The following is a 21,951-nucleotide window of genomic DNA, read 5'->3' as shown; positions in this document are numbered from 1 at the left end:
CCCCCTCGTCGGCTAGTGACGCCGCGGCCGGCGTCGCCAAAAAGTCAAAGCGCACAGTATACACCCTCTGCCCCGGGGGGCGTCTGCCCCAGCATAAGCGGGGTTTCCAGTTCACTCCGCCCTGGATGCAGCCGGCTCATGCTGGCGGCGCAGCATTTTCATCCGGCGCCCGCGGGGGCTGTGCTAGGATAGTGCCCCTGTTACGCCCCCTGCGAGAGTCTCCATCCGCTTCGCGCCGGTTCCCCGCCCCCTGCCGTCCGGAACCCGCCGCGCCCCTCGGGAGGCGAACAGGCACACACTATATGACTGATAAGCGGCCCCGCCGCGGAAAGGGTTGATTCGAGAATGGCCAAGACGTCGTTGGACAAGAGCAAGATCAAGATCCTGCTGCTCGAGGGTATCCACCAGAGTGCGGTAGATAACTTCCTGAACGCCGGTTACACCAATATCGAGCACCTCGCCACCTCCCTGGACGAGGCGTCGCTGATCGAGAAGATCCGTGACGTGCACTTCATCGGTATTCGCTCCCGGACTCAGCTCAACGAGCGCGTCTTCGCCGCCGCCGAGAAACTCAATGCCGTGGGCTGCTTCTGCATCGGCACCAACCAGGTCGACCTGAATGCCGCCCTGCGCCGCGGCATCCCGGTCTTCAACGCCCCCTACTCCAACACCCGTTCGGTGGCCGAGCTGGTGCTGGCCGAGGCGATCATGCTGCTGCGCGGCATTCCCCAGAAGAGCCACTCCGCCCACCAGGGCGGCTGGATGAAGAGCGCCAAGAACTCCCACGAGGCCCGCGGCAAGACCCTGGGTATTGTCGGCTACGGCAATATCGGCGCCCAGCTGTCGGTGCTGGCCGAGTCCCTGGGCTTCGACGTCATCTTCTACGACGTGGTGACCAAGCTGGGCATGGGCAACGCCCGCCAGGTGGCCAGCCTGGAGGAGCTGCTGGCGCGCGCCGACGTGGTCAGCCTGCACGTGCCGGAGCTGCCCTCCACCAAGTGGATGATCGCCAAGGAGCAGATCGCGCTGATGAAGCAGGGCGGCATCCTGATCAACGCCTCCCGCGGCAGCGTGGTGGTGATCGAGGACCTGGCCGCGGCCCTCAAGGAAGGCAAGCTGCTGGGCGCGGCCATCGATGTCTTCCCGGTGGAGCCCAAGGGCAACGACGAGGAGTTCGTCAGCCCGCTGCGCGGCCTGGACAACGTCATCCTCACCCCCCATGTGGGCGGCTCCACCCTGGAGGCCCAGGAGAACATCGGCGTCGAGGTCTCCGAGAAGCTGATCACCTACTCCGACAACGGCACCACCGTGACCTCGGTGAACTTCCCCGAGGTGGCCCTGCCGGCCCACCCGGACAAGCACCGCCTGCTGCATATCCACGACAACGTGCCGGGCGTGCTCTCCGAGATCAACCATGTGCTCTCCGAGAACGATATCAATATCTCCGGCCAGTACCTGCAGACCAACGAGAAGGTCGGCTATGTGGTGATCGACGTGGACAAGGCCTATGGCGCCAAGGCCCTGGAGGCCCTCAAGCAGGTGGAGCATACCCTGCGCGTGCGGGTGCTCTACTCCGAGGTCAACTTCGATAGTTGATCGCTCGCCTCTTCAGCGATAGCAGGGCCCCGGCATTCGCCGGGGCCCTGGCGTTTATGGCCTTGATCCAGGTCAAGGCCACGGGGTGCGTGCCTCTCCCGGCTTGAGTAGAATGGCGCCTCCCCAACCCGGTCCGTCCTTTGCGAGGACGACTACCAGGAGAGAGAGATGACCCAGGATTCCCCGCGGATCGTGGTGGCGGCGCTCTATCAGTTCGTCACCCTCGAAGACTTCGACGCCCTGCGCGAGCCGCTGCGCCAGACCATGCTCGCCCATGACGTCAAGGGCACCCTGCTGCTCGCCCGGGAGGGCATCAACGGCACCGTCTCCGGCACCCGGGAGGCCATCGACGCCCTGCTGGCCTGGCTCAAGGCCGACCCGCGCCTGACTGCCCTGGACCACAAGGAGTCCTACTGCGACGCCCACCCCTTCTACCGCACCAAGGTGAAGCTCAAGCGGGAGATCGTCACCCTGGGCGTGCCCGGCATCGACCCCAACGACACCGTGGGCACCTATGTGGAGCCGGAGCAGTGGAACGAGGTCATCAGCGACCCCGAGGTGCTGGTGATCGATACCCGCAACGACTACGAGGTGGCCATCGGCAGCTTCGCGGGCGCCGTCGACCCCAAGACCACCACCTTCCGGGAGTTCCCGGACTATGTGCGCCAGCACTATGACCCGGCCAAGCATAAGAAGGTGGCCATGTTCTGCACCGGCGGCATCCGCTGCGAGAAGGCCTCCAGCTTTATGCTCAAGGAGGGCTTCGAGGAGGTCTATCACCTCAAGGGCGGCGTGCTCAACTACCTGGAGAAGATGCCCGAGGAGCGCTCCTTGTGGCGCGGCGAGTGCTTCGTCTTCGATAACCGGGTCACGGTGCGCCACGACCTGAGCCGCGGCGACTACGACCAGTGTCATGCCTGCCGCATGCCGGTCTCCGCCGAGGAGATGCGCTCCGAGAAGTACGAGCCCGGGGTCAGCTGTCCGCACTGCTACGACAGCCTGCCGGAGAAGACCCGTGCCGCCGCACGGGAGCGCCAGCGCCAGATCGAGCTGGCCAAGGCCCGCGGCGAGCCCCACCCCATCGGCCGCGACCCGCGGCAGATAAAAGCTTCCCAGGTAGCCGAGGCCGAGGAGGCCTAGCCCCCAGCGCCCCTTGGTCGTTTCAGGGCTGCTGATTCCGTACCCGCCACCGCGTCTCGACGCGGTGGCTTTTTTCGTGGTAATGGTTAACCTTCGAATGGATTTTCTGCGGGATGCCCCTGGACCCGATGGATCGGTCTGGGCATCCCGCGCTTTTCTGGAGGGAATCAGCATGCCGACCGGGCCGGCCTATCTCACCGTGGTGCTGGTATGGGCCACCACCCCCCTGGCCATCAAGTGGAGCGCCGAGGCCGGCGCCCCGGTGGGCAGCGTCTGGCTGCGCATGGCCATCGCCGCGGTGCTGGCCGTGCTGATCCTGCGTCTGCTGGGCCGCGGCCTGCCCCGCTCGCGGCGCGCCCTGCTCAGCTATGCGGTGGCGGTGCCCGGGGTCTTCGGCGCCATGGCACTGAGCTACCGCGCCTCCATGAGCCTGCCCTCGGGGCTACTGTCGGTGATGTTCGGCCTGGCGCCCTTGATCTCGGGGCTGATCCTCCAGGCACTGCCCGGCGCCACCCGCCTCAAGCCCTGGCACTGGCTGGGCTGCCTGCTGGGGGTGGTGGGGCTGGCGGTGATCTTCGCCGACTCCCTGGGCGCCGGCGTCGACCAGCTCGGGGCCCTGGCCATGATGGTGGCGGCGGTGACCCTGTTCAGCGGCAGCGGCATCGCCGTGCAGCGGGTGGCGGCGGGGCTGCCGCCCCTGGAGCAGACCGCCGGCGCCCTGCTGCTGTCGATGCCCTGCTTCGCGCTACTCTGGCTGGCCAGCGGCGAGCCGCTGATGGTGCCGCTGACGCCCCGCGGCCTCTGGGCGGTGCTCTATCTGGCGCTGTTCGGCTCGCTGATCGGCTTCCTCTGCTACTACCTGATCCTCTCGCGGCTGGCCGCCGCCACCGTGGCCCTGGTCACCCTGATCACCCCGGTGCTGGCCCTGGGGCTGGGCATGGCCCTCAACGGCGAGCGCCCCAGCCTCTCCATGTGGCTGGGGGCGGCGCTGATCCTGGTGGCGCTGGGTGCCTACCTGTTCGGCGACCGCCTGGCGCGGCGCGCCGCCAAACGCGCCGCGGCGCCCTAACGCCCCCGCCCCCTCCGGGATTATTGATCCTGGCAAGCACCAAGGCGCCTGGCGGCACCAATCGTCCGGCGAAGCCGGACTCCCACAAACCCCGTGACCGCCCAGTGGCAGCGGAGGTGCGATACCCCCCTAGAAATAGGTGGCCATCTCCTCCACCACCCGCAGGTCGTCGTCCACCAGGCAGAGGCGCCGCCACTTGTCGAAGGTCAGGCAGGGATGGGAGGTGCCCAGGGCGACGATATCGCCTACCCGCACCTCGCCGCCGTTGCCGGGCAGTCCCGGCTCGGCGGCGGGCATCGGGGGCAGCTCCACGAAGGCGTGTTGATCCATCAGCTTGGTGACGCGCCAGCCCGCCACCGACAGTGAATGCCGCGGATCGCCTCCCTCGCGGTGGCGACGCAGCGGTTCCGGCAGCTGGTCATGGCCGATGTCCCGCTTGCCCACCCCGAGGATGGCACGACCCGGTTCCGGCAGGGAGATCACCTGGGCGTAAACCTCCAGGGCCGGGCGCAGCCCCTGCTCCAGCTCGGGACGCCGCCCCAGCACGCCGCGCTGGGCCTCCCGATAGATGCCGTGGTCGTGGACCACGTAGCAGCCGGGACGCAGCACCGGCACGAAGTGCTCGCCCAGGTGGGCCTCCCGGAATACCTCGGCGATCAGGTCGTACCAGGCGGAACCGGAAGCGGTGATCAGCGGCGCCTCGGCCTCGATCAGGCCGTCGTGATCCAGGGTCTGGGCGGCCTCCACCAGGTGCCAGGCGTAGCCACGCACCGCCCGGGCCGGATCCTCGCCGAACACCACCCCCTCGTAGCCCTCCAGGCCGGCCAGCACCAGGGCCGGCTCCGCCTCGATCAGCTCGCCCAGGGCCAGCACCTCATCCTGGTCGCGACAGCCGCAGCGCCCGCCCGGCACCCCCAACTCGATCAACACCCGGAGTCGCAGCCCCCGGGCGCCGAAGTAGCGACTCAACTGGGCCACATTGGCGGCGCTATCCACCACGCAGTAGAACTCGGCGCCGGCCTCCAGCAGCGCGGCGACGATGGCCATATTGGCCTCGCCCACCAGTTGGTTGGCCATCAGCAACCGGGGAACCCCGGCGGCGAAGGCGGCCCGGCACTGGGCGGCGGTGGCCAGGGTAATGCCCCAGGCGCCGGCATCCAGCTGACGGTGAAACAGCGCCGGGGTCATGGTGGTCTTGCCGTGGGGGGCCAGGCGGGCGCCGTGGTCATCGGCGAAGCGCTGCATCCAGGCCAGGTTATGCGCGAGCGGCGCCTGGTGGATCACCGCCGCCGGCAGGCCGACGCCGGCGAGCAGCTCGGGACCGGTCTCGATGGCCCCCTTGTCCAGGGGCCAGGCGGCGGGCATCGCGGAGTGGCGGGCAACGGAGGCGTCGGGGCGGGCCGATGGCATGGGCACTCAGGGCTCCTTGTTTGGATCTGGGTCGGGGGCCAGCAGCGGGGCCAGCTCGTCGAGGCGGGCCTTGAGCTCAGTCAATACCGCCGGGGCCTCGCCCAGCTCGCCGCCGCGAGCCAGGGTCTCCAGGCGCAGCGCCGTGGCGCCCAGGGCGCGGGCACCGATCACCAGGGCCGAGCCCTTCAGGGTATGGGCGGCGCGGCGCAGTGTCACGCTATCGGCGCCGGCGATGGCGGCCTCGATCTCGGCCATCAGCGCCGGACACTCGCCCCAGAACAGCGCCTCCATCTCCTCGAGCAGCGCCTCCTTGCCCTCCAGGTTGGCCAGGGCCCCGGCCCGATCATGCACCGGCTCGCCCGCCGCCGCGGGCACCGGTGGCGTCGGTTCGGCAGGCATCGGCGGCGCCTCGTCGACGGCCACGCCGCGTGGTGGCTCCTCCACCGCCCGGTAGAGCTCGGCGGCGCGGAACGGCTTGGTGACATAGTCGTCCATGCCCGCCGCCAGGCAGCGCTGGCGGTCCTCCCGGGTGGCGCTGGCGGTCATCGCCACCACCGTCAGGTGGCCGCCGTGGCGGCGCTCCCGCTCGCGCAGCGCCCGGGTCGCCGTCAGGCCATCCATCACCGGCATATGCACGTCCATCAGCACCACCTCGAACGCCCGCTCGGCCAGCGCCGCCAGGGCCTCGGCGCCCTGGCTGGCCAGCTCGACCCGGTGGCCGCGCTGGGTCAGCAGGTCGATGGCCACCCGCTGGTTGGTGACGCCGTCCTCCACCAGCAGCACCCGGCGCGGGCGCCAGTCCGCCGGCCGCGCCTCGGCGTCGGCACGCGTCGGCGTCGCCAGCCGGGGCTCGGCGCCCAGGGCCTCGCTGACCGCCTCCAGCAGCTCCGACTGCTTGACCGGCTTCATCAGCAGCCGGCCGATGCCCAGGCGCTGGCGGTGGCCGGCGTCGCCGGGCCGGTTGCCGGAGGAGAGCATCAGCAGGGCCATGTCGCCATGGCGGGGGTCAGCGCGCAGGCGCTCGGCCAGGGTGAAGCCGTCCATGCCCGGCATCATCACGTCGAGCAACGCCAGGGGCAGCGGTTCGGCCTCCGCGTCCAGGGCCGCCAGGGCCGCCGCACCGCCGTCTACCACCCGGGGCCGCATGCCCCAGCTGGTGAGGATCTCCTCGAGGATGCGGCGATTGGTCCGGTTGTCGTCCACCACCAGCACCCGCTGGTCTTGCAGCAGCCGGGGACGCGGGGCGGCGGCCGGGGCCTCGGCGAGGCCGAAGTCGGCGCCGAAGGTGAAGCGGCTGCCACGCCCCTCGGGGCCGCTATCGACGCGGATCTCGCCGCCCATCATGGCGACCAGTTGGGCGGCGATGGAGAGCCCCAGGCCGGTGCCGCCGTTGACCCGGGTGGTGGAGGTGTCGGCCTGGCCGAAGGCCTCGAAGATCTGCCGGCGCTGGGCCTCGGGGATGCCGATGCCGGTGTCGCGCACCTCGAAGCCCAGGCGCACCCGCCGCGCCTCCCGGGCCTCCAGGGCGAGATCCACCACCACCTCGCCGCGGGGCGTGAACTTGATGGCGTTGCCCACCAGGTTGACCACCACCTGGCGCAGCCGCAGCGGGTCTCCCCGCAACTGGTCGGGGATCTCCGGGGGAATATGCACCGCGAGCTCCAGGCCCTTCTCGTCGGCGCGCAGGGCCAGGGTCTGGAGGGTATCGGCGAGGGTATCGCGCAGCGGGAAGGGGCGCGCCTCCAGTTCCAGCCGCCCGGCCTCGATCTTGGAGAAGTCGAGGATCTCGTTGATCAGCCCCAGCAGGGTGTCCGCCGAGGTCTGGATCAAGGCCACGTACTCCGCCTGCTGGGTCGTCAGCTCGGTGCGCTCGAGCAGCTCGGCGACGCCGATCACCCCGTTCATGGGGGTGCGGATCTCATGACTCATATTGGCCAGGAACTCGCTCTTGGCGAGGCTGGCCCGCTGGGCCTCGTCCCGGGCCCGGCGCAGCTCGGTCTGGGAGCGCCGCAACGCCCGGGCGGCATCCTCCAGCTCGGCGGTGCGCTCGGCGACCCGCTCCTCCAGGCGGTGGCGATGCTGCTCCAGCTCGGTGATATCGGAATAGACCGCCACATAGCCGCCATTACCGGTGCGGTGCTCGCTGACCTGGATGCACAGGCCGTCGCTGCGCACGAACTGGTAGGGGCCCCGGGGGTCGCGGTGCTGGGCCAGTCGCTCGTCGATCCACGCCTCGGTGGAAGCGAAGCCGCGGGGCATCAGCCCCCGCTCGGCCACCGCCCGCAGCAGCGCCTCGAAGGCCATGCCCTCCTGCACTAGGTCGCCGGGGGTGACGAAATGCTCCTTGAAGCGGGAGTTGTAGAGCACCAGGCGGTCATCCGCATCATAGAGGGCGAAGCCCTCGGCGATCGACTCCAGTGCCTCGGCGAGCTGGTCGCGGGCCGCCTCGGCCCGGGCCTGGGCCTCCTCGGTAAGGGTCACCAGGGCCTCCAGGTGGGCGCGCTGGGCCTCGAACTCGGTGATATCGGTATAGATGGCCACCACCCCGCCGCCGCGGGTGCGCCGCTCGCTGACCCGAAGCTGCTTGCCATCGGTGCGCCGGTAGGTGAAGGGAGCACCCGGGGCGCGGCGCCGGGCCAGGCGGGCGGCGATCCAGGCCTCCGGCTCGTTGTCGCCGATATCGATCAGCCCCGACTCCACCACGGTGCGGATCAGGGTCTCGAAGCGCATGCCGGGCTCGACCACCGCGGCGGCCCCGGAGAAATCGTCGCGGAAGCGCCGATTACAGAGCACCAGGCGATCGTCGGCATCGTAGAGGGTAAAGCCCTCGGAGATGGTCTCGATGGCCTCGGCCAGCTGCCGATAGGCCGCCCGGGCCTCGTCGCGGGCGGCCTCGGCGACGGCTAGCTGCCTTTCTATGCTTGCCATGGCCGGCTCCTACCTAGTCCGGCGAGTCGTCGAGCTGGCCGCGCAGCCGGGCCTGGCCCTCGAGACGCAACAGCGCCTCCACCAGGGCCGCGGTGCGCATGTCCAGCCCCTCCGACTCGACCCGCCCCAGGCAGCGCCGGAAGGCATCCAGCAGCCGCGCCTCGAGCCAGGCCAGGGCGCTCTCGCGTTCCCAGGGACGCGCCCCCTGGGCCCACTCCAGGTAGGCCAGCCCCGCCCCGGCGGCGTTGCCGAGGATATCCGGCAGCACGAACACCTCCCGCTCGTGGAGGCTCTCCTCCGCTTCCAGCAGGGTGGGGCCATGGGCCCCCTCCGCCAGCAGGCGACAGTTAACGCGCGGGGCGTTCTCGGCGGTGACCTGCTGCTGCACCGCCGCCAGCACCAGGATATCGCAGGGCAGGCTCAGCAGGTCGCCGTCGTCGAGGGGCTCGCCGCCGGCGAAGCCGGCCAGGGCGCCGCGACTCGCCAGGTGCGCCTCCAGCGCCGCCAGGTCGAGGCCCGCCGGGTCCTGGCGCGCCGCGGAGGCGTCGCCGACGGCGATCAACCTGACGCCCCGGGCCACCAGTTGCCGGGCCGCGGCCAGGCCCACCTGGCCGAGGCCCTGGAGCACCACCCGGGCGCCACCCAAAGCGATGCCGAGGTGCTCCGCGGCGGCGGCGATCAGCGCCACCAGGCCGGCCCCAATGGCGGCCTGGCGCCGGGGGAGCCCGCCCAGCAGGGCCGGCTTGCCGCTTACCGGCAGCCCCTCGTCGAGCAGCCAGGCCATGGCCCGCTCGTCGACGCCCAGTCCCGGGGCGAGGATATCCCGGCCATCGGCCAGGTCGTCGCGGAGCTCCCGGGCGAAGGCGCGCAGCAGGCGCTGGCGCTCGCCGGGATCGAGGGCGGTGGGATCGACCCGCACGCCGCCCTTGGCACCGCCGCAGGGCAGCCCCAGCAGGGCGCACTGCCAGGTTGCCCACATCGCCAGGGCGGCCATCTCGCCGAGACCCAGCTCCGGGTGCAGGCGCACGCCCCCCAGGGTCGGCCCCGGCAGCCGCAGGTGCTGCACCCGATAGCCGAACAGGGTCTCCGCCTGGTGGTGATCGTCGCGTCGGAAGGGGAAGGTGACCAGCCGCGCCCGTTGGGGAAACAGCAGCCGCTGGCGCAGGCCATCGTCCAGGGCCATCACCTGGGCCGCCTTGAGGAACTGCTGCTGGGCCTGACGGAACAGCGGCGAGTCCCACTCGCCGCCACGTACCCGGGCCCGCGCCAGGGTGTAGCGCACCGTGCGTCCCAGGGCGGCGCCCTTGAGGTTGGACTTGACCAGATAATCGGAGGCCCCGGACTCCACCGCCCGGGTCGCCAGCTGCAGGTCGTCGAGGCCGGTGAGGATCACCACCGGCACCTGGGGCGCCACCAGGCGCACCCGCCACAGGGTCTCCAGCTCCTGGCTGTCCGGCAGCACCAGGTCGAGCAGCACCAGGTCGATGCGCCCCTTGACCAGCCGGGTCAGGCCTTCGGCCAGGGTGGCGACCGCCTCCACCTCGCAGCGCAGCTGGGCATCTTCCTTGAGCAGTTGCTGAATCAGCCGGCTATGCAGGGGATTGTCTTCCACCAGCAGCAGACGCAGAGGGGAATCGGCCATGGGACGCCTCGCTCAAGGGATACTGCCTTAAGCGTAGGCCAGTTAATATCTCCTGCCGTTGCTACCCGGGGCTACTTTGAGGGTAGGCCACGCGAAGACGCTGTAGACCCATCCATGGGCGCTCGACTTTTTCCTGCGGCGCTCTCGCATCCTGCTCAGCTTGCAGGGCCGGGGTAGGCCATCCATGGCCTACCCGTTCGGAGGAGTCCTCCTCACCCCTGAAAAAGACGCTTCGCTTTGACCTCCCCCCAACGCCCCTTGGCCACACTAACTGGATGGCTGCGATAAGCCAGATGCCTCGGTACCACTTCTTTCTACGCTAGCCGCAGCTCGACCTCGCCGATGCCGGCGAAGTCCAGGCAGGCCCGCTGGCCGGCGCGCATCGCCACCACGCCGTCGAAGGTGCCGGTGGTGATCACCTCGCCGGCGGTGAAGCCCTCGCCGTCGCGGCGGATGCGGTCATTGATCATCGCCACCAGCAGCTCGGCGGGGTCGCCGCCGGGATGCTCGCCCCGCCCGCTCAGCGCCACGTCGCCATCCAGGGTCAACCGGTAGGCGGCATCCTGCATCTGCGTGAGGTCGCCGGCGGGAGCGCCACTACCCAGCACGAAGGCGCCATGGCTCAGGCCGTCGGCCAGCTGCCACAGGGGCGGCACCTCGGGCCAGGTGGTGAAGCGGCTGTCGACCACTTCGATGGCGGCATGCAGGCTGGCGACACGGGCCGCGACCTCGGCCAGGGCATAGGGGGCCTCCCGGGCCGGGAGAGGCGCCCCCAGCACCACCGCCAGCTCCGGCTCCAGATAGACCCGATGGAAGGCGTCCTGGGAAAAGCGCCCCGGCGAGGCCTGGCTCCACTCGGCGAGCAGCCGCGAGTAGCGCGGCACCTCGCCCTTGCGGATATCGCCCAGCTTCCAGCCGGACGGGGAGCCCAGCGCCGCCGAGACCCGCGCCTGGATGGCGTAGGCGGTCGCCGCGTCATTCAGCGGCAGGTCGTCGGGCGGGGCGATCATCGCCCCGGGGGGATAGGCCGCCAGCAAACGGCCGGCGGCGGTTTCGATCAGCGTTGACCTTGGCATGCCTAGAACCCCTTGGCGGCGCCGCGGGGGCGGGCCGGCTGCGGTTTGTCGCATTTGAGGAAGTGCCCATGGCCCGGCGCGACGGTGGGCTCGCCGTCCCGGGAGACCACGCCGCCCCGGCACAGGGTCAGCACCGGCCGGCCGGTGAGCTCGAGCCCCTCGTAAGGGGTGTAATCCACCGCATGGTGCAGGTCGGCGTTGCGTACCGTGGTGCGGGCCTCGGGATCCCAGAGGGTCAGGTCAGCGTCGGCTCCGATGGCGATGGTGCCCTTGCGCGGGTAGAGGCCATAGATCTTGGCCGGATTGGTGGCGGTCAGGGCCACGAAGCGGGTGGCGTCGATGCGCTCCTTGAGCACCCCCTCGGAGAAGAGGATCGGCAGCCGCGTCTCCAGCCCCGGGATGCCGTTGGGAATATGGTGGAAGTCGGCATGCTCGCCGTGCAGTTTCTTGCCCTGGGGGTCGTCGTAGCGGAAGGGGGCGTGATCCGAGGAGAAGACCTGGAAGACGCCGTTCTCCAGGGCCTGCCACACCGCCTCCTGGGCCTTGGGGTCCCGGGGCGGCGGGCTGCACACGCACTTGGCGCCCTCGAAGCCCTCCTGGTCCAGGTCGGCGGCGGTGAGCATCAGGTACTGGGGGCAGGTCTCGCCATAGACCCGCAGGCCGCGGCCCTGGGCCCAGCGGATCTGCTCGATGGCCTCGGGGCCGGAGACATGCACGATCAGCACCGGCACGTCGATCAGCTCGGCCAGCGAGATGGCGCGATGGGTCGCCTCGCGCTCGGCGATCGCCGAGTGGGCCTCGCCGTGGTAGCGCGGGGCGGTCTTGCCCTGGGACTCGAGCAGCTCGGTGAGGTAGGCGATGCAGTCGGCGTTCTCGGCGTGGATCATCACCATGCCGCCCTCGCGACGGGCCATGGCCAGCACCTCGAGCACCTCCCGGTCGTTGAGCTTGAGGTCGTCGTAGGTGAGGTAGATCTTGAAGGAGCTGTAGCCCTCCTGGATCAGCGCCGGCAGTTCCTCCTTGAGCACCGTCTCGGTGGGGTCGGTGACGATCATATGGAAGGCGTAGTCGATGGACGCCTTGCCGTCGCTGCGGCGGTGGTAGTCCTCCACCGCGGCGCGCAGGCCCTGGCCCTTCTGCTGGGCGGCGAAGGGAATCACCGTGGTGGTGCCGCCACAAGCCGCCGAGCGAGTGCCGGTCTCGAAGTCGTCGGCCATCACGGCGCCGTCGCCGAGCGGCTGGTCCAGGTGGCAGTGGGCGTCGACGCCGCCGGGCATCACCCACAGGCCGGCGGCGTCGATCACCTCATCGGCGCCGGAGAGGCCCTGGCCGAGGGCGACGATGCGCCCGTCCTTGATGCCGATATCGGCGTGGTAGCGATCGGCGGCGGTGATGATCAGGCCGTTGGTAATCAGGGTATCGAAGTGACTCATGGGACTTTCCTTGCAGGTTCGAAGGGCGCTCAGCCCATGGCGTTGGGCAGCCACATCACCAGGCCGGGCCAGGCGATGATGGCGAAGACGAAGGCCAGCATGATGGCGAAGAAGGGCAGGCTGCCGAGCATCACGTCGGCGATGGAGCCGCGCCCGCGCACCCCCTGCACCACATAGAGATTCATGCCGATGGGCGGGGTGATCAGCGAGATCTCCATCATGATCACCAGGAAGATGCCGAACCACACCGGGTCGAAGCCGAAGCTCACCACCATGGGCACCACGATGGGCACGGTGGCGATCATCATCGACAGGGTCTCGAGGAAGCAGCCCAGCACCAGGTAGAAGAGCACCAGTGCCAGGATCAGCCCCAGGGGCGTCAGGCCCAGGTCGGCGACCCAGCGGGTCAGCACCTGGGGAATGCCGAGGATGCCGACGATGTAGTTGAGGAAGAAGGCGGCGACGATGATCAGCATGATCATGGCGGTGGTGCGGGCCATGGAGAGGAAGCACTCGTTGAGCATGCCGAGGGTCAGCTTGCGGTTGAGCGCCGCCACCACCAGGGCCGCCATCACCCCCAGGGCCGCCGCCTCGGTGGGGGTGGCCCAGCCCGAGTAGATGCTGCCGATGACGATGGCGAAGACGAAGGCCGGCGGCAGCAGGTCCACCAGGGAGGCGAGGCGCGCCCGCAGCGGCACCCGCGGCTCCGCCTCGCCGGCCACCCCGGGGCGCAGCAGGCTGAAGGCCATGATCGCCAGCATAAAGGCCGCGGCCAGCGCCAGCCCCGGCAGGATGCCGGCGATAAACAGCTTGCCGATGGAGGTGTTGGTGATGGCGCCATAGATGATCATGTTGATGCTGGGCGGGATCAGGATGCCCAGCGTCGCCCCGGCGGCCAGGGTGCCCAGCGCCAGGCGCTCGCTGTAGCCGCGCTCGGCGAAAGCCGGCAGGGCCACGGTGCCGATGGTGGCGGCGGTGGCCACCGAGGAACCGGACATGGCGGCGAACACCGAGGAGGCGCCGATATTGGTATGCAGCAGGCCCCCCGGCATGCGCTGCAGCCATACCGAGAGGGCGTTGTACATGCGCTCGGTGATGCCGCTGCGCAGCAGCAACTCGCCGAGCAGGATAAACAGCGGAATGGCGGTAAGGATGAAGTCGTTGAGGGTGCCCCAGAGGGCATCGCCGAAGGAGTAGAGCAGCGGCGGGCCCAGATACATCAGGGTGCCCAGGGCGGCCACCGAGAAGATCGCCACCGCCACATGGATACCGGCCGCCATCATGCCCAGCATGACCAGGAAGCCGATCATTACCTCGAATGCACCAATCATAGCTGCGGACTCCCCTGGCCGGCGGCGGGTGTGGTCTCGTCGGCGTAGTCGTGCTGCGCCTCGTCGAGTTCATCCTGGGTGGAGCGCGGTCCGAACTCCCGGTTGAGGGCGGCGGCCTGGCCACGCACCAGCAGCCCCAGGGCGCGCAGTGCCAGCAGGCTGGCCAGGGCGGCGAAGACGCCGAGGCCGATGACCCAGAGCCCCTGGGGAATCCACAGCGGGGTCTGCAGCGGGGTGCTGGCCAGGCTGCCGAACTCCAGGGTCTCGTGCAGGGTGCCCACCGCCCGCCACAGCATGAACAGCGAGAAGCCGGCGAGCAGCAGCATGGCGGCGGCGTTGAGGGGCGCCTGCAGGGCCCCGGGCAGGCGCACGATCAGCATGTCGACCCGGGTATGGGCGCGGTGCAGCAGGGCATAGGCGAAGCTGAAGGAGACGCCGATGGCCAGCACATAGCCGCCGATCTCGTCGACGCCCTGCAGGGAGAAACTGAACAGCTTGCGTGCCAGCACCTCGAAGGTGATCAGCAGCGACAGGCCGAGGGAGGCATAGCCGGCGGCGAGGGCGGCGCCATGCGCCAGCCGGCGAGCCCAGGGAAAGGATGGCGGGGATACCATGGAAACCCTCCTGGGCGCCCCGGGCGTCGGCCCGGGGCGCGCGGTCACGGATGATTACTGGATGCTGAGGCCGGTGGCATCGCCCACCGTCTCGTTCCAGGCCTGGGCACACTCGGGGTACTGGCGGCTGCAGGTCTCGGCCCACACCGGCAGCACCGCCTCGCTGGCGATCTCCTCGACCAGGGCCCGGGAGGCCGGATCGATCTCCACCAGGCGCATGTCGTAGGCCTGGTGATCGCTACAGCTGTCCTGGCCGGTGTTGCAGGCGATGGCGTCGTCGTTGACGTCATAGGCCAGCTCCCACATCTGCTCCTCCAAGCGCGCGAAGGCCTCGGTGAGCTCCTGCTGCTGGGCCGCGTCGAAACGATTCCAGGTATCCAGGTTCATGAAGTGGCCCTGCACCGAGTAGGCCAGCGGCAGCGGTACGAAGGTGTCGGTGACCTCGGGCCACTTGCCGTTGTTGCCGGCGGAGGGGGCGGTGACCCCGCAGTCGGCCACGCCGCGCTGCAGCGCCAGGTAGACCTCGCTGAACTGCAGGGTCACCGGGGCGGCGCCCAGGCCCTGGACCAGGCGCGACATGGAGGGGGTGAAGACCCGCACCTTCTTGCCCTCCAGGTCGTCCACGCCCTGGATATCGCCGTTGCAGAACATCATCTGCGGGCCGAAGGGCCAGAGGGTCATCAGCTTGGCGTTGAAGCGCTCCTGGAGGCGTTCGTCGAAGCGCTCGCGCACCGCGTCGATGGCCTCGCGCTGGGCGTCCAGGTCCGGGGCCACGCCGGCCAGGTCGATGCCCTCGAAGAAGGGCTCGTCCCGGGAGGCCATGCCGATCTGCACCGACATCACGTCGAAGGAGCCGGAGCGCAGCAGGCGCAGGGCATCGGCGGCTTCGACGCCGATGGCGTCCATGGGGTTGTAGATCACCGCCAGGTCGTCGCGGGCATCCAGTTCCTCGAAGAAGGGCCGCTCCACCCCCTCCACGTGCAGGGTATTGCCGGAAAAGTTGCCCACGGTACGCAGCAGGGTCTCGGCCTGGACCAGGCCGCCGAGCAGCAGGCCGCCGGCCAGGGATACGCCGAGCGCGAGTCGCTTGGGGGTCGGGGTTGGCATGGGGTCACCTCGTGATTGGGATTGTTGGTGGTGGTCTTGCCGTTGCGTCTTGCCCGTGTCGGGCGGCTAGGCCGCCAGGCGCGGGTCCTGGAAGAGGCCGCCCCAGCCGCTGATCCGGGCGGGGTCGAGGCCGGCCAGCGTCAGGCACTTCCACACCGTGACGCTCACCGAGTCGTAGATGGGAATGCCCAGCTCCTGCTCCAGCTCGGCCACGATGCCGGCGCCGCGCAGGTTGGTGCACAGCAGGGTGATGGCCTCCGGCTCGCCCTTGGCCACCTCGCGCACCAGGTCCGCCAGGGTCGCCTCGTCGTATTCCGAGAAGGAGAAATTGCCGCGGTCGTCGAGGTGGCGCTCCGCCACCACCTCGATGCCCTCGGCGGCGTAGTTGGCGACGATCGCCGCCTGAATGTCCGAGAGGTAGGGGGTCACCAGCCCCAGCCGGGTCACCCCGGTGCGCTCGAGGACCTCGTTGAGGGCCAGCACGCTGCTGGTGGCGGGCACCCCGGTGGCCTCGGTGATCGCCGCGCACAACCGGCGGTCGCTGTCGAAGCCCAGCCAGCTCGCCGAGGTGCCGTTCCAGGCGATCACGTTCATGCGGGCGTCATTGAGCAGGGTGGCGGCCTCCAGCAGCGGCGCCGGGTCGAACTGCGCCAGGGCCCGATCGCTCAGGGAGATCTCCTTGACGGTGAAGCGCTGGAAGTGGGCCGTGACCTCGGGCATCAGCCCGGCCAGCAGGGCCGCGGTGTAGGGCTCGAGGACGGTATTGGAAGAGGGCGTCAGCATGCCCAGCAGGGTGCGATTCATGGCGGCGCGGTTCCTCGTTGTGGTTATGATCGGGAAGCCAGATATACTAAATACTGTATTTTGAATTCAATTTGACCGCCCCCTAAGACTTGCACATCGCCGAGATTTTGCAAGTACACTTTTACCCACCCCGCCATCGCCCCCGATCGGGGCCAGCCACGGGAAGGAGAGCTGCCATGACCGAGATGCCGACGCTTCGCCGACCGCGCCCCGCCGCGGACGAGGCCTCACCGGGCGCGCCACTGCGCCGCCTGTCCCTCTATCAGGTGGTGGCCGAGCGGCTGCGTCATATGGTGCTGGAGGGGGAACTGGCCGCGGGTAGCCGCATCTCCGAGAAGCGGCTCTGCGAGGCCTTCGAGGTGTCGCGCACCCCGCTGCGGGAGGCGCTCAAGGTGTTGGCCAACGAGGGGCTGGTGGAGCTGCTGCCCAACCGCGGCGCCCAGGTGACCGCGGTGGACCCCGCCGAGGTCCACGACCTCTTCGAGGTGATGGCGGCCCTGGAGGGCCTCTCCGGCCACCTGCTGGTGGAGCGCGCCAGCGATGCCGAGATCGCCGAAATCCGCGCCCTCCACGCGCGGATGCTGGAGCTGCACCGCCGGCAGCGGCGCCAGGAGTACTTTGAGGCCAATCAGCGACTGCACCGGCGCCTCACCGAGATCGCCGGCAACCGGGTGCTGCTCGAGCAGCAGGGCCAGCTGACCCACAAGATCACCCGGGCCCGCTATGCCGCCAACCTGCAGCAGGGGCGCTGGGACGAGTCGGCCCAGGAGCACGGGGTGATCCTCGCCGCCCTGGAGGCGCGGGACGCCGCGGCCCTCTCCGCCGCCATGGTGGAGCATATGCGCCGCACCGGCGCCGCCGTCCTCGATGGCCTGACCGCCTCGCGCCGCTGATCGCCACCGAACAGGGACGAAACAACCCGGCCATCGCCGGGTTTTTGAATTTATAAATACATGAAATAAAACAAATAATAAAAAAACAGTATTCTGTATTTTGTATTTCTATCGAAGCTGTCCTATGGTGAATCCAGGCCGCCGATCGCGGCGGTGACTCTCCCATCAGCCAAGGACACTCCCATGACAACAACAAACCGTCTTGCCCGTCGTTCCGCCGCCCTGCTGCTGGCCCTGGGCCTGGGCAGCCCGCTGCTGGCCGGCGCCGAGACCCTGCGATTCGGCGGCAACTTCACCGATGACCACTCCAGCAGCCGTGCCATGGAACGCTTCCGCGACGCCCTGGCCGAGCGCACCGACGGCGACCTGACCGCCCAGCTGTTCCCCAACATGCAACTCGGCGGTGCCGGCGAGAACGTCGACCAGGTCGCCTCCGGCGCCATCGCCGGCACCTGGATCGGCATCTCCTACCTGTCGCGCACCGTCCCCGAGCTGGAGGCCCTGAGCCTGCCCTTCGCCTTCGCCAGTCGCGAGGAGGCCTTCGAACTGATCGACGGCGAGATCGGCGAGCTGCTCGACGCGGAACTGGCCGAGAAGGGCTTCACCGCTCTGGGCTACATGGAGCTGGGCTTCCGCCACGTCACCAACAACGAACGCCCCCTCGAGACCCTCGACGACTTCCAGGACCTCAAGATTCGCCTGCAGCCCAACCAGACCCACCTGGACACCTTCCGCGCCATCGGCGCCAACCCGGTCTCCATGGATATCAACGAGGTCTACGGCGCCCTGCAGCAGGGGGTGCTGGACGGCCAGGAGAACCCCTACAGCATCATCAGCACCAAGCGCCTCGACGAGGTGCAGGCCCACCTCTCCGATACCGGCCACTTCTATGACTTCATCGTGGTGGCGGCCAACCGCGATACCTTCAATCGCCTGAGCGACGAGGAGCAACAGGCGGTGCGCGAGGCCATGGCCGAGGCGGTGGCCTGGCAGCGGCAGACCGCCGCCGAGGAGGACGAGGCGGCCCGCCAGGAGCTGATCGAGCGCGGCATGCAGTTCACCCCGATCGGCGACGAGACCCGCGCCGCCCTGCGCGAGGCCAGCCAGGGCGTGGTCGACGACCTGCGCGACAAGATCGGCGCCGAGATCGTCGATCGGGTGCTCGAGGAGCTGGCGTCATGACACCCGCCTGGCACCGGCTGGAGGCGTACGCCTCCAGCCCGGGCAAGCGCCACTTCCTGCATGGCCTGGCGCTGCTCGACCGGACCTCCTATTACGCCATCCTGGTGGCCATGGGCGTGATGACCACCCTGGTCTCGGCCCAGGTGTTCGCCCGCTACGTGCTGGGTACCTCCATCGACTCCGCCGACGAGCTCTCCCGGCTGTTCTTCGTCTGGGCGATCTTCCTGGCCATTCCTCACGGCATCAAGGTGGGCATCCATGTGGGCATCGACGCCCTGGTGACCCACTTCCCCGAGGCACTGCAGCGGGGCCTGGCGCGACTGATGGCCTGGATCGGCGCCGCCATGATGGCCGCGCTGTTCTGGATCAGCCTGGGCGCGGTGGCCGACAAGTGGCAGGAGCTGATGCCCACCCTGCCGATCACCGCCGCCGTCTTCTATATCGCCGTGCTGGCCTGTGCCGGCCATAGCTGCCTGCACCTGATCGCCCAGGCCCTGGGCCTGGAGCCGCTGCCCAGCGCGCCCGACCGCCGCGGAGGAACCCCCTCATGACCCCGGCCATCATCTTCACCTTCCTGGGCTTCGCCCTGCTGCGCATGCCCCTGGCCTTCGCCCTGGGCCTGGCCTCCCTGGTGGGCCTCTATGTGGGCGGCATGGACTTCTCGGTGCTGCCCCAGCGCATGATGCACTCGGTCAACAGCTTCCCGCTGATGGCCATCCCGCTATTCATGCTGGCCGGCGAACTGATGGTTGCCGCCGGCATCCTGCAGCGCCTGGTGGACTTCGCCAACTCGCTGATCGGCCGCGTGCACGGCGGCCTGGCCCATGTGGCCATCGTCGCCGGCATGGTGTTGGCGGCGGTCAGCGGCGCCGCCGTGGCCAGCGCCAGCGCCCTGGGCAGCTCCCTGGTGCCCTCCATGCGTCAGCAGTACGGCACCGGCTACAGCAGCGCCGTGGTGGCCTCCGCCGCCAACCTGGGCGCCATCATCCCGCCCAGCAACGCCATGATCGTCTACGCCCTGATGGCCGGTTCCTCGGTCTCGGTGGGCGGGCTCTTCATGGCCGGCGTGGTGCCGGGGATCATCCTCGCGGTGGGTTTCATGGGGCTGGCCAGCTTTATCGCCATGCGCCGCCGCTACCCGCTGGGCGCCGAGGGGGTGATCGGCCTCAGGCATGTGCTGGTGCAGACCTGGCGCGCCCTGCCGATCCTCTTGATGCCCATCGTGGTGGTGGGCGGCATCGTCGCCGGCGCCTTCACCCCCACCGAGGGGGCCGCCATCGCCGTGGTCTATGCGCTGCTGATCGGCTTCTTCGTGACCCGCAAGCTGCGCATCAGCGACTTGCCCAAGGCGATGTTCAATGCCGCCGTCACCGCGGCCATGGTCGGTGCCCTGATCGCCTTCGCCTCGACCATGACCTTCGCCTTCACCATCGACCTGATCCCCATGCAGTTGACCCAGTGGCTGCAGGACTTCACCCAGGACCCGCTGGTGTTCCTGCTGCTGGTGATGGCGCTGCTGATCGGGGTGGGCATGTTCATCGAGTCGAATGCCGCCTACATCATGCTGGTGCCGCTGCTGGCGCCCATCGCCCTGGCCTACGGCATCGACCCGCTGCTGTTCGGCTTCCTGTTCGTGATGAACCTGGTGGTGGGGATGATGACGCCGCCGGTGGGCGTGCTGCTGTTCGTGATGTGCGGCATCTCCAAGATCAGCCTCAACGAGCTGATGAAGAGCGCCTGGCCCTTTATCGCCTTCCAGTACGCGGTACTGATCGCCTGCATCGCCTTCCCCGGCATCGTCACCTGGCTGCCCCGGGCCCTGGGCTACTGATTGCCTCTTCCTCCGGCCCCACTCGGACGGGTGCCGGAGGCTCTTTCTTCCCTCGCCGCGGGTCCGCCCACGGCGAGAAATAACAAGCGAGCACGCCATGAAACTACTGGTCATCAACCCCAATATCTCCCCCGACGTCACCGCCCTGATCGAGCGCGAGGCGCGACGCAGCACCCGCCCCGGCACCACGCTGAGCATGGCCACCGCGCCCTTCGGCGTGGCCTATATCGAGACCCGCGCCGAGGCCCAGATCGGCGGCTATGCCGCCATGCAGGTCGCCGCCGAGCGCTACGCAGACCACGACGCCGTGGTGGTGGCGGCCTTCGGCGACCCGGGGCTGACCGCCCTGCGCGAGATCCTGCCGATCCCGGTGGTGGGCATGACCGAGGCGGCGCTGGTCAGCGCCTGCCAGCAGGGCAGCCGCTTCTCGGTGATCGCCATCTCCCAGCGTATCCAGGCCTGGTATCGGGAAACCATCACCGGCTACGGCTTTGCCGATCGTCTGGCCAGCATCCGCGCCCTGGACGAGCCCCTGGCGCATATCGGCCGGGTCCAGGAGGACCAGGGCGAGCGCCTGGTGGCCCTGGCCGAGCGGGCGGTGCAGGATGACGGCGCCGATGTGCTGATCCTCGCCGGGGCGCCCCTGGCCGGCCTGGCCCGAAGCGTCGCCGAGCGCCTGCCGGTGCCGGCCCTGGACGGCGTGACCTGCGCCCTGCACCAGGCCCAGGCGCTGGTCGACCTGGGCGCCACGGCACCCACCGCCGGCAGCTTCGCCGCGCCTCCCACCAAGCCCTGCCAGGGGCTGCCGGAGACCCTGGCGCGCCTGGTGGGACGCGGCGGCCTGACGACCCCGGCCTGACTGGACATCGCCCCTCGCTGAGGGAGAATAGACCGAGGCCCTAAAGGAGCATGCCCATGAGTACGGAGTCCTCCGCGGGGGTGACCCGCATCGTTACCCCGTCCCTGGCGGAAGAGGCCTACCTGGCCCTGCACCGGCGCATCGTGCGCGGCCAGCTGCCCCCCGGGGAGACCCTGCTGGAGCCGGCCCTCTGCGAGGAGCTGGGCATCTCCCGCACGCCGCTGCGGGAGGCGCTGAAGCGCCTGGCCGGCGAGGGGCTGGTGGTGATGCCGCGCAACCGCCGCGCCCGGGTGGCGCCCATCGACGCCAGGGAGCTGGAGCACCTCTTCGAGGTGGAGGCCGGCCTGGAGAGCCTGGCCGCCGGCCTGGCCGCCGAGCGCATGACCAACACCGAGCTCAAGCGCCTGGAGAGCCTCCAGGAGCGCCTCGAGCGGCTGCTGGCCAAGGGTGACCGCAACGCCTACTTCGAGCTCAACCAGCGCATCCACGGCCTGATCGTCGCCGGCGCCAGGAACCCGGTCCTCGAGGAGACCCACCGCGGCCTGCTGGGGCGCCTGGAGCGGGCCCGCTACCTGGCCCTGGATCGCCTGGGCCGCTGGCAGGAATCCACCGAGGAGCACCGCGAGATCCTCGAGGCCCTCAAGGCCCGGGACGGCGACCTGGCCCGGCGCCTGCTGGCCGACCATGTGCAGCACACCGGCGAGGTGATCGCCGCCCTCAGCGAGCAGTAAGCCCCTCACCGAAACGCCAGGGCCCGGCAATCATGCCGGGCCCTGGCGTTTCGGTGCCTGAAAAAAATGCCGGCCACCGGGAAGGGTGGCCGGCGAAGGCAGCTTATGCCACCGAGAGAATCTTCATCGTATTGGTGCCGCCATGGGCGTTCATATGGTCGCCGCGGGTGAGGATCACCAGGTCGCCGGCCGTGGTGATGCCGCGGGCCCGGAGCTCCTCCAGGGCGCGGGCATTGAGCTCGGTGGCCTCCATGGCGCTGGTGTCGAAGAGCACCGAGACCACGCCCCGATAGAGGGCCATGCGG

At 69.5% G+C, this 21,951-nt stretch carries 19 protein-coding genes; 9 read left to right on the top strand and 10 right to left on the bottom strand.

What is annotated here, in order from left to right:
• The first annotated feature begins 345 nt into the window (after positions 1-345).
• The 3 genes from serA to HPA02_RS14215 all read left to right on the top strand — a co-directional run bounded on the left by serA (position 346) and on the right by HPA02_RS14215 (position 3,805).
• Positions 346-1,596, top strand: a complete 1,251-nt coding sequence (gene serA, locus HPA02_RS14225) for a phosphoglycerate dehydrogenase (protein ID WP_146803865.1) — start codon at positions 346-348, stop codon at positions 1,594-1,596.
• 168 nt (positions 1,597-1,764) lie between these two features.
• On the top strand, positions 1,765-2,736 hold the full coding sequence (gene trhO, locus HPA02_RS14220; RefSeq protein ID WP_146803864.1) for an oxygen-dependent tRNA uridine(34) hydroxylase TrhO: 972 nt from the start codon (positions 1,765-1,767) through the stop codon (positions 2,734-2,736).
• 172 nt (positions 2,737-2,908) lie between these two features.
• Positions 2,909-3,805 carry a DMT family transporter gene (locus HPA02_RS14215; protein ID WP_146803863.1) on the top strand — a complete coding sequence of 299 codons (897 nt, stop codon included), beginning with the start codon at positions 2,909-2,911 and terminating at the stop codon, positions 3,803-3,805.
• 129 nt (positions 3,806-3,934) lie between these two features.
• Here the strand turns inward: HPA02_RS14215 and HPA02_RS14210 are convergent, their stop codons facing one another.
• From HPA02_RS14210 to HPA02_RS14170, 9 genes are all read right to left on the bottom strand, one after another.
• Positions 3,935-5,170, bottom strand: a complete 1,236-nt coding sequence (locus tag HPA02_RS14210) for an amino acid deaminase (RefSeq protein ID WP_146803882.1) — start codon at positions 5,168-5,170, stop codon at positions 3,935-3,937.
• Positions 5,171-5,221: 51 nt separating this feature from the next.
• Positions 5,222-8,143: a hybrid sensor histidine kinase/response regulator gene (locus HPA02_RS14205; RefSeq protein WP_146803862.1), complete on the bottom strand. Its 2,922-nt coding sequence runs from the start codon at positions 8,141-8,143 to the stop codon at positions 5,222-5,224.
• Between the two features lie 13 nt (positions 8,144-8,156).
• Positions 8,157-9,785, bottom strand: a complete 1,629-nt coding sequence (locus tag HPA02_RS14200) for a Glu/Leu/Phe/Val dehydrogenase dimerization domain-containing protein (RefSeq protein WP_146803861.1) — start codon at positions 9,783-9,785, stop codon at positions 8,157-8,159.
• 314 nt (positions 9,786-10,099) lie between these two features.
• Positions 10,100-10,861 carry a 2-keto-4-pentenoate hydratase gene (locus HPA02_RS14195; protein WP_186809998.1) on the bottom strand — a complete coding sequence of 254 codons (762 nt, stop codon included), beginning with the start codon at positions 10,859-10,861 and terminating at the stop codon, positions 10,100-10,102.
• 2 nt (positions 10,862-10,863) lie between these two features.
• Positions 10,864-12,294 (bottom strand): dihydropyrimidinase, encoded by a 1,431-nt coding sequence (gene hydA / locus HPA02_RS14190; protein WP_146803859.1) that lies wholly within the window; start codon positions 12,292-12,294, stop codon positions 10,864-10,866.
• Positions 12,295-12,323: 29 nt separating this feature from the next.
• Positions 12,324-13,625: a TRAP transporter large permease gene (locus tag HPA02_RS14185; protein WP_186809997.1), complete on the bottom strand. Its 1,302-nt coding sequence runs from the start codon at positions 13,623-13,625 to the stop codon at positions 12,324-12,326.
• Positions 13,622-14,239 (bottom strand): TRAP transporter small permease subunit, encoded by a 618-nt coding sequence (locus HPA02_RS14180; RefSeq protein ID WP_146803858.1) that lies wholly within the window; start codon positions 14,237-14,239, stop codon positions 13,622-13,624. Before HPA02_RS14180 ends, HPA02_RS14185 begins: the two co-directional genes overlap by 4 nt.
• A 54-nt stretch (positions 14,240-14,293) precedes the next feature.
• Positions 14,294-15,346 (bottom strand): TRAP transporter substrate-binding protein, encoded by a 1,053-nt coding sequence (locus tag HPA02_RS14175; protein ID WP_222594002.1) that lies wholly within the window; start codon positions 15,344-15,346, stop codon positions 14,294-14,296.
• Positions 15,347-15,412: 66 nt separating this feature from the next.
• Positions 15,413-16,150 carry a maleate cis-trans isomerase family protein gene (locus HPA02_RS14170; RefSeq protein ID WP_146803857.1) on the bottom strand — a complete coding sequence of 246 codons (738 nt, stop codon included), beginning with the start codon at positions 16,148-16,150 and terminating at the stop codon, positions 15,413-15,415.
• A 176-nt stretch (positions 16,151-16,326) separates the two neighbouring features.
• Here HPA02_RS14170 and HPA02_RS14165 point away from each other — a divergent pair, with 176 nt between their 5' ends.
• The 6 genes from HPA02_RS14165 to HPA02_RS14140 all read left to right on the top strand — a co-directional run bounded on the left by HPA02_RS14165 (position 16,327) and on the right by HPA02_RS14140 (position 21,646).
• Positions 16,327-17,043: a GntR family transcriptional regulator gene (locus HPA02_RS14165; protein WP_146803856.1), complete on the top strand. Its 717-nt coding sequence runs from the start codon at positions 16,327-16,329 to the stop codon at positions 17,041-17,043.
• Between the two features lie 183 nt (positions 17,044-17,226).
• Positions 17,227-18,225 carry a TRAP transporter substrate-binding protein gene (locus HPA02_RS14160; protein WP_146803855.1) on the top strand — a complete coding sequence of 333 codons (999 nt, stop codon included), beginning with the start codon at positions 17,227-17,229 and terminating at the stop codon, positions 18,223-18,225.
• Positions 18,222-18,776, top strand: coding sequence for a TRAP transporter small permease (locus HPA02_RS14155; protein ID WP_146803854.1), 555 nt, complete (start codon positions 18,222-18,224; stop codon positions 18,774-18,776). Before HPA02_RS14160 ends, HPA02_RS14155 begins: the two co-directional genes overlap by 4 nt.
• Entirely contained in the window at positions 18,773-20,056 is a 1,284-nt protein-coding gene (locus tag HPA02_RS14150) for a TRAP transporter large permease (RefSeq protein ID WP_146803853.1), read from the top strand. The genes HPA02_RS14155 and HPA02_RS14150 overlap by 4 nt, the downstream gene beginning before the upstream one ends.
• A gap of 97 nt (positions 20,057-20,153) precedes the next feature.
• Positions 20,154-20,915, top strand: coding sequence for an aspartate/glutamate racemase family protein (locus tag HPA02_RS14145; protein WP_146803852.1), 762 nt, complete (start codon positions 20,154-20,156; stop codon positions 20,913-20,915).
• A 56-nt stretch (positions 20,916-20,971) separates the two neighbouring features.
• Positions 20,972-21,646, top strand: coding sequence for a GntR family transcriptional regulator (locus HPA02_RS14140; protein WP_146803851.1), 675 nt, complete (start codon positions 20,972-20,974; stop codon positions 21,644-21,646).
• A gap of 103 nt (positions 21,647-21,749) precedes the next feature.
• Here HPA02_RS14140 and HPA02_RS14135 read toward each other — a convergent pair.
• The coding region (locus HPA02_RS14135; protein WP_276508220.1) for a pyruvate kinase alpha/beta domain-containing protein at positions 21,750-21,951 on the bottom strand (202 nt) is incomplete at its 5' end.

The sequence above is a fragment of the Bisbaumannia pacifica genome, assembly GCF_007989625.1.
Lineage (GTDB): Bacteria > Pseudomonadota > Gammaproteobacteria > Pseudomonadales > Halomonadaceae > Bisbaumannia > Bisbaumannia pacifica.
Note: the sequence above shows the minus strand (reverse complement) of the source record. Positions and strands in the feature narration are given on the sequence as shown.

What these genes read in the sequence shown, in the direction of transcription:
- HPA02_RS14150 (WP_146803853.1), top strand. Translation starts at nt 18,773, where the DNA reads ATGACCCCGGCCATCATCTTCACCTTCCTGGGCTTCGCCCTGCTGCGC.
- HPA02_RS14205 (WP_146803862.1), bottom strand. Translation starts at nt 8,143, where the DNA reads ATGGCAAGCATAGAAAGGCAGCTAGCCGTCGCCGAGGCCGCCCGCGAC.
- HPA02_RS14145 (WP_146803852.1), top strand. Translation starts at nt 20,154, where the DNA reads ATGAAACTACTGGTCATCAACCCCAATATCTCCCCCGACGTCACCGCC.
- HPA02_RS14195 (WP_186809998.1), bottom strand. Translation starts at nt 10,861, where the DNA reads ATGCCAAGGTCAACGCTGATCGAAACCGCCGCCGGCCGTTTGCTGGCG.
- HPA02_RS14165 (WP_146803856.1), top strand. Translation starts at nt 16,327, where the DNA reads ATGACCGAGATGCCGACGCTTCGCCGACCGCGCCCCGCCGCGGACGAG.
- HPA02_RS14180 (WP_146803858.1), bottom strand. Translation starts at nt 14,239, where the DNA reads ATGGTATCCCCGCCATCCTTTCCCTGGGCTCGCCGGCTGGCGCATGGC.
- HPA02_RS14170 (WP_146803857.1), bottom strand. Translation starts at nt 16,150, where the DNA reads ATGAATCGCACCCTGCTGGGCATGCTGACGCCCTCTTCCAATACCGTC.
- serA (WP_146803865.1), top strand. Translation starts at nt 346, where the DNA reads ATGGCCAAGACGTCGTTGGACAAGAGCAAGATCAAGATCCTGCTGCTC.
- HPA02_RS14140 (WP_146803851.1), top strand. Translation starts at nt 20,972, where the DNA reads ATGAGTACGGAGTCCTCCGCGGGGGTGACCCGCATCGTTACCCCGTCC.
- HPA02_RS14185 (WP_186809997.1), bottom strand. Translation starts at nt 13,625, where the DNA reads ATGATTGGTGCATTCGAGGTAATGATCGGCTTCCTGGTCATGCTGGGC.
- HPA02_RS14210 (WP_146803882.1), bottom strand. Translation starts at nt 5,170, where the DNA reads ATGCCCGCCGCCTGGCCCCTGGACAAGGGGGCCATCGAGACCGGTCCC.
- trhO (WP_146803864.1), top strand. Translation starts at nt 1,765, where the DNA reads ATGACCCAGGATTCCCCGCGGATCGTGGTGGCGGCGCTCTATCAGTTC.
- HPA02_RS14160 (WP_146803855.1), top strand. Translation starts at nt 17,227, where the DNA reads ATGACAACAACAAACCGTCTTGCCCGTCGTTCCGCCGCCCTGCTGCTG.
- HPA02_RS14175 (WP_222594002.1), bottom strand. Translation starts at nt 15,346, where the DNA reads ATGCCAACCCCGACCCCCAAGCGACTCGCGCTCGGCGTATCCCTGGCC.
- HPA02_RS14215 (WP_146803863.1), top strand. Translation starts at nt 2,909, where the DNA reads ATGCCGACCGGGCCGGCCTATCTCACCGTGGTGCTGGTATGGGCCACC.
- HPA02_RS14155 (WP_146803854.1), top strand. Translation starts at nt 18,222, where the DNA reads ATGACACCCGCCTGGCACCGGCTGGAGGCGTACGCCTCCAGCCCGGGC.
- hydA (WP_146803859.1), bottom strand. Translation starts at nt 12,294, where the DNA reads ATGAGTCACTTCGATACCCTGATTACCAACGGCCTGATCATCACCGCC.
- HPA02_RS14200 (WP_146803861.1), bottom strand. Translation starts at nt 9,785, where the DNA reads ATGGCCGATTCCCCTCTGCGTCTGCTGCTGGTGGAAGACAATCCCCTG.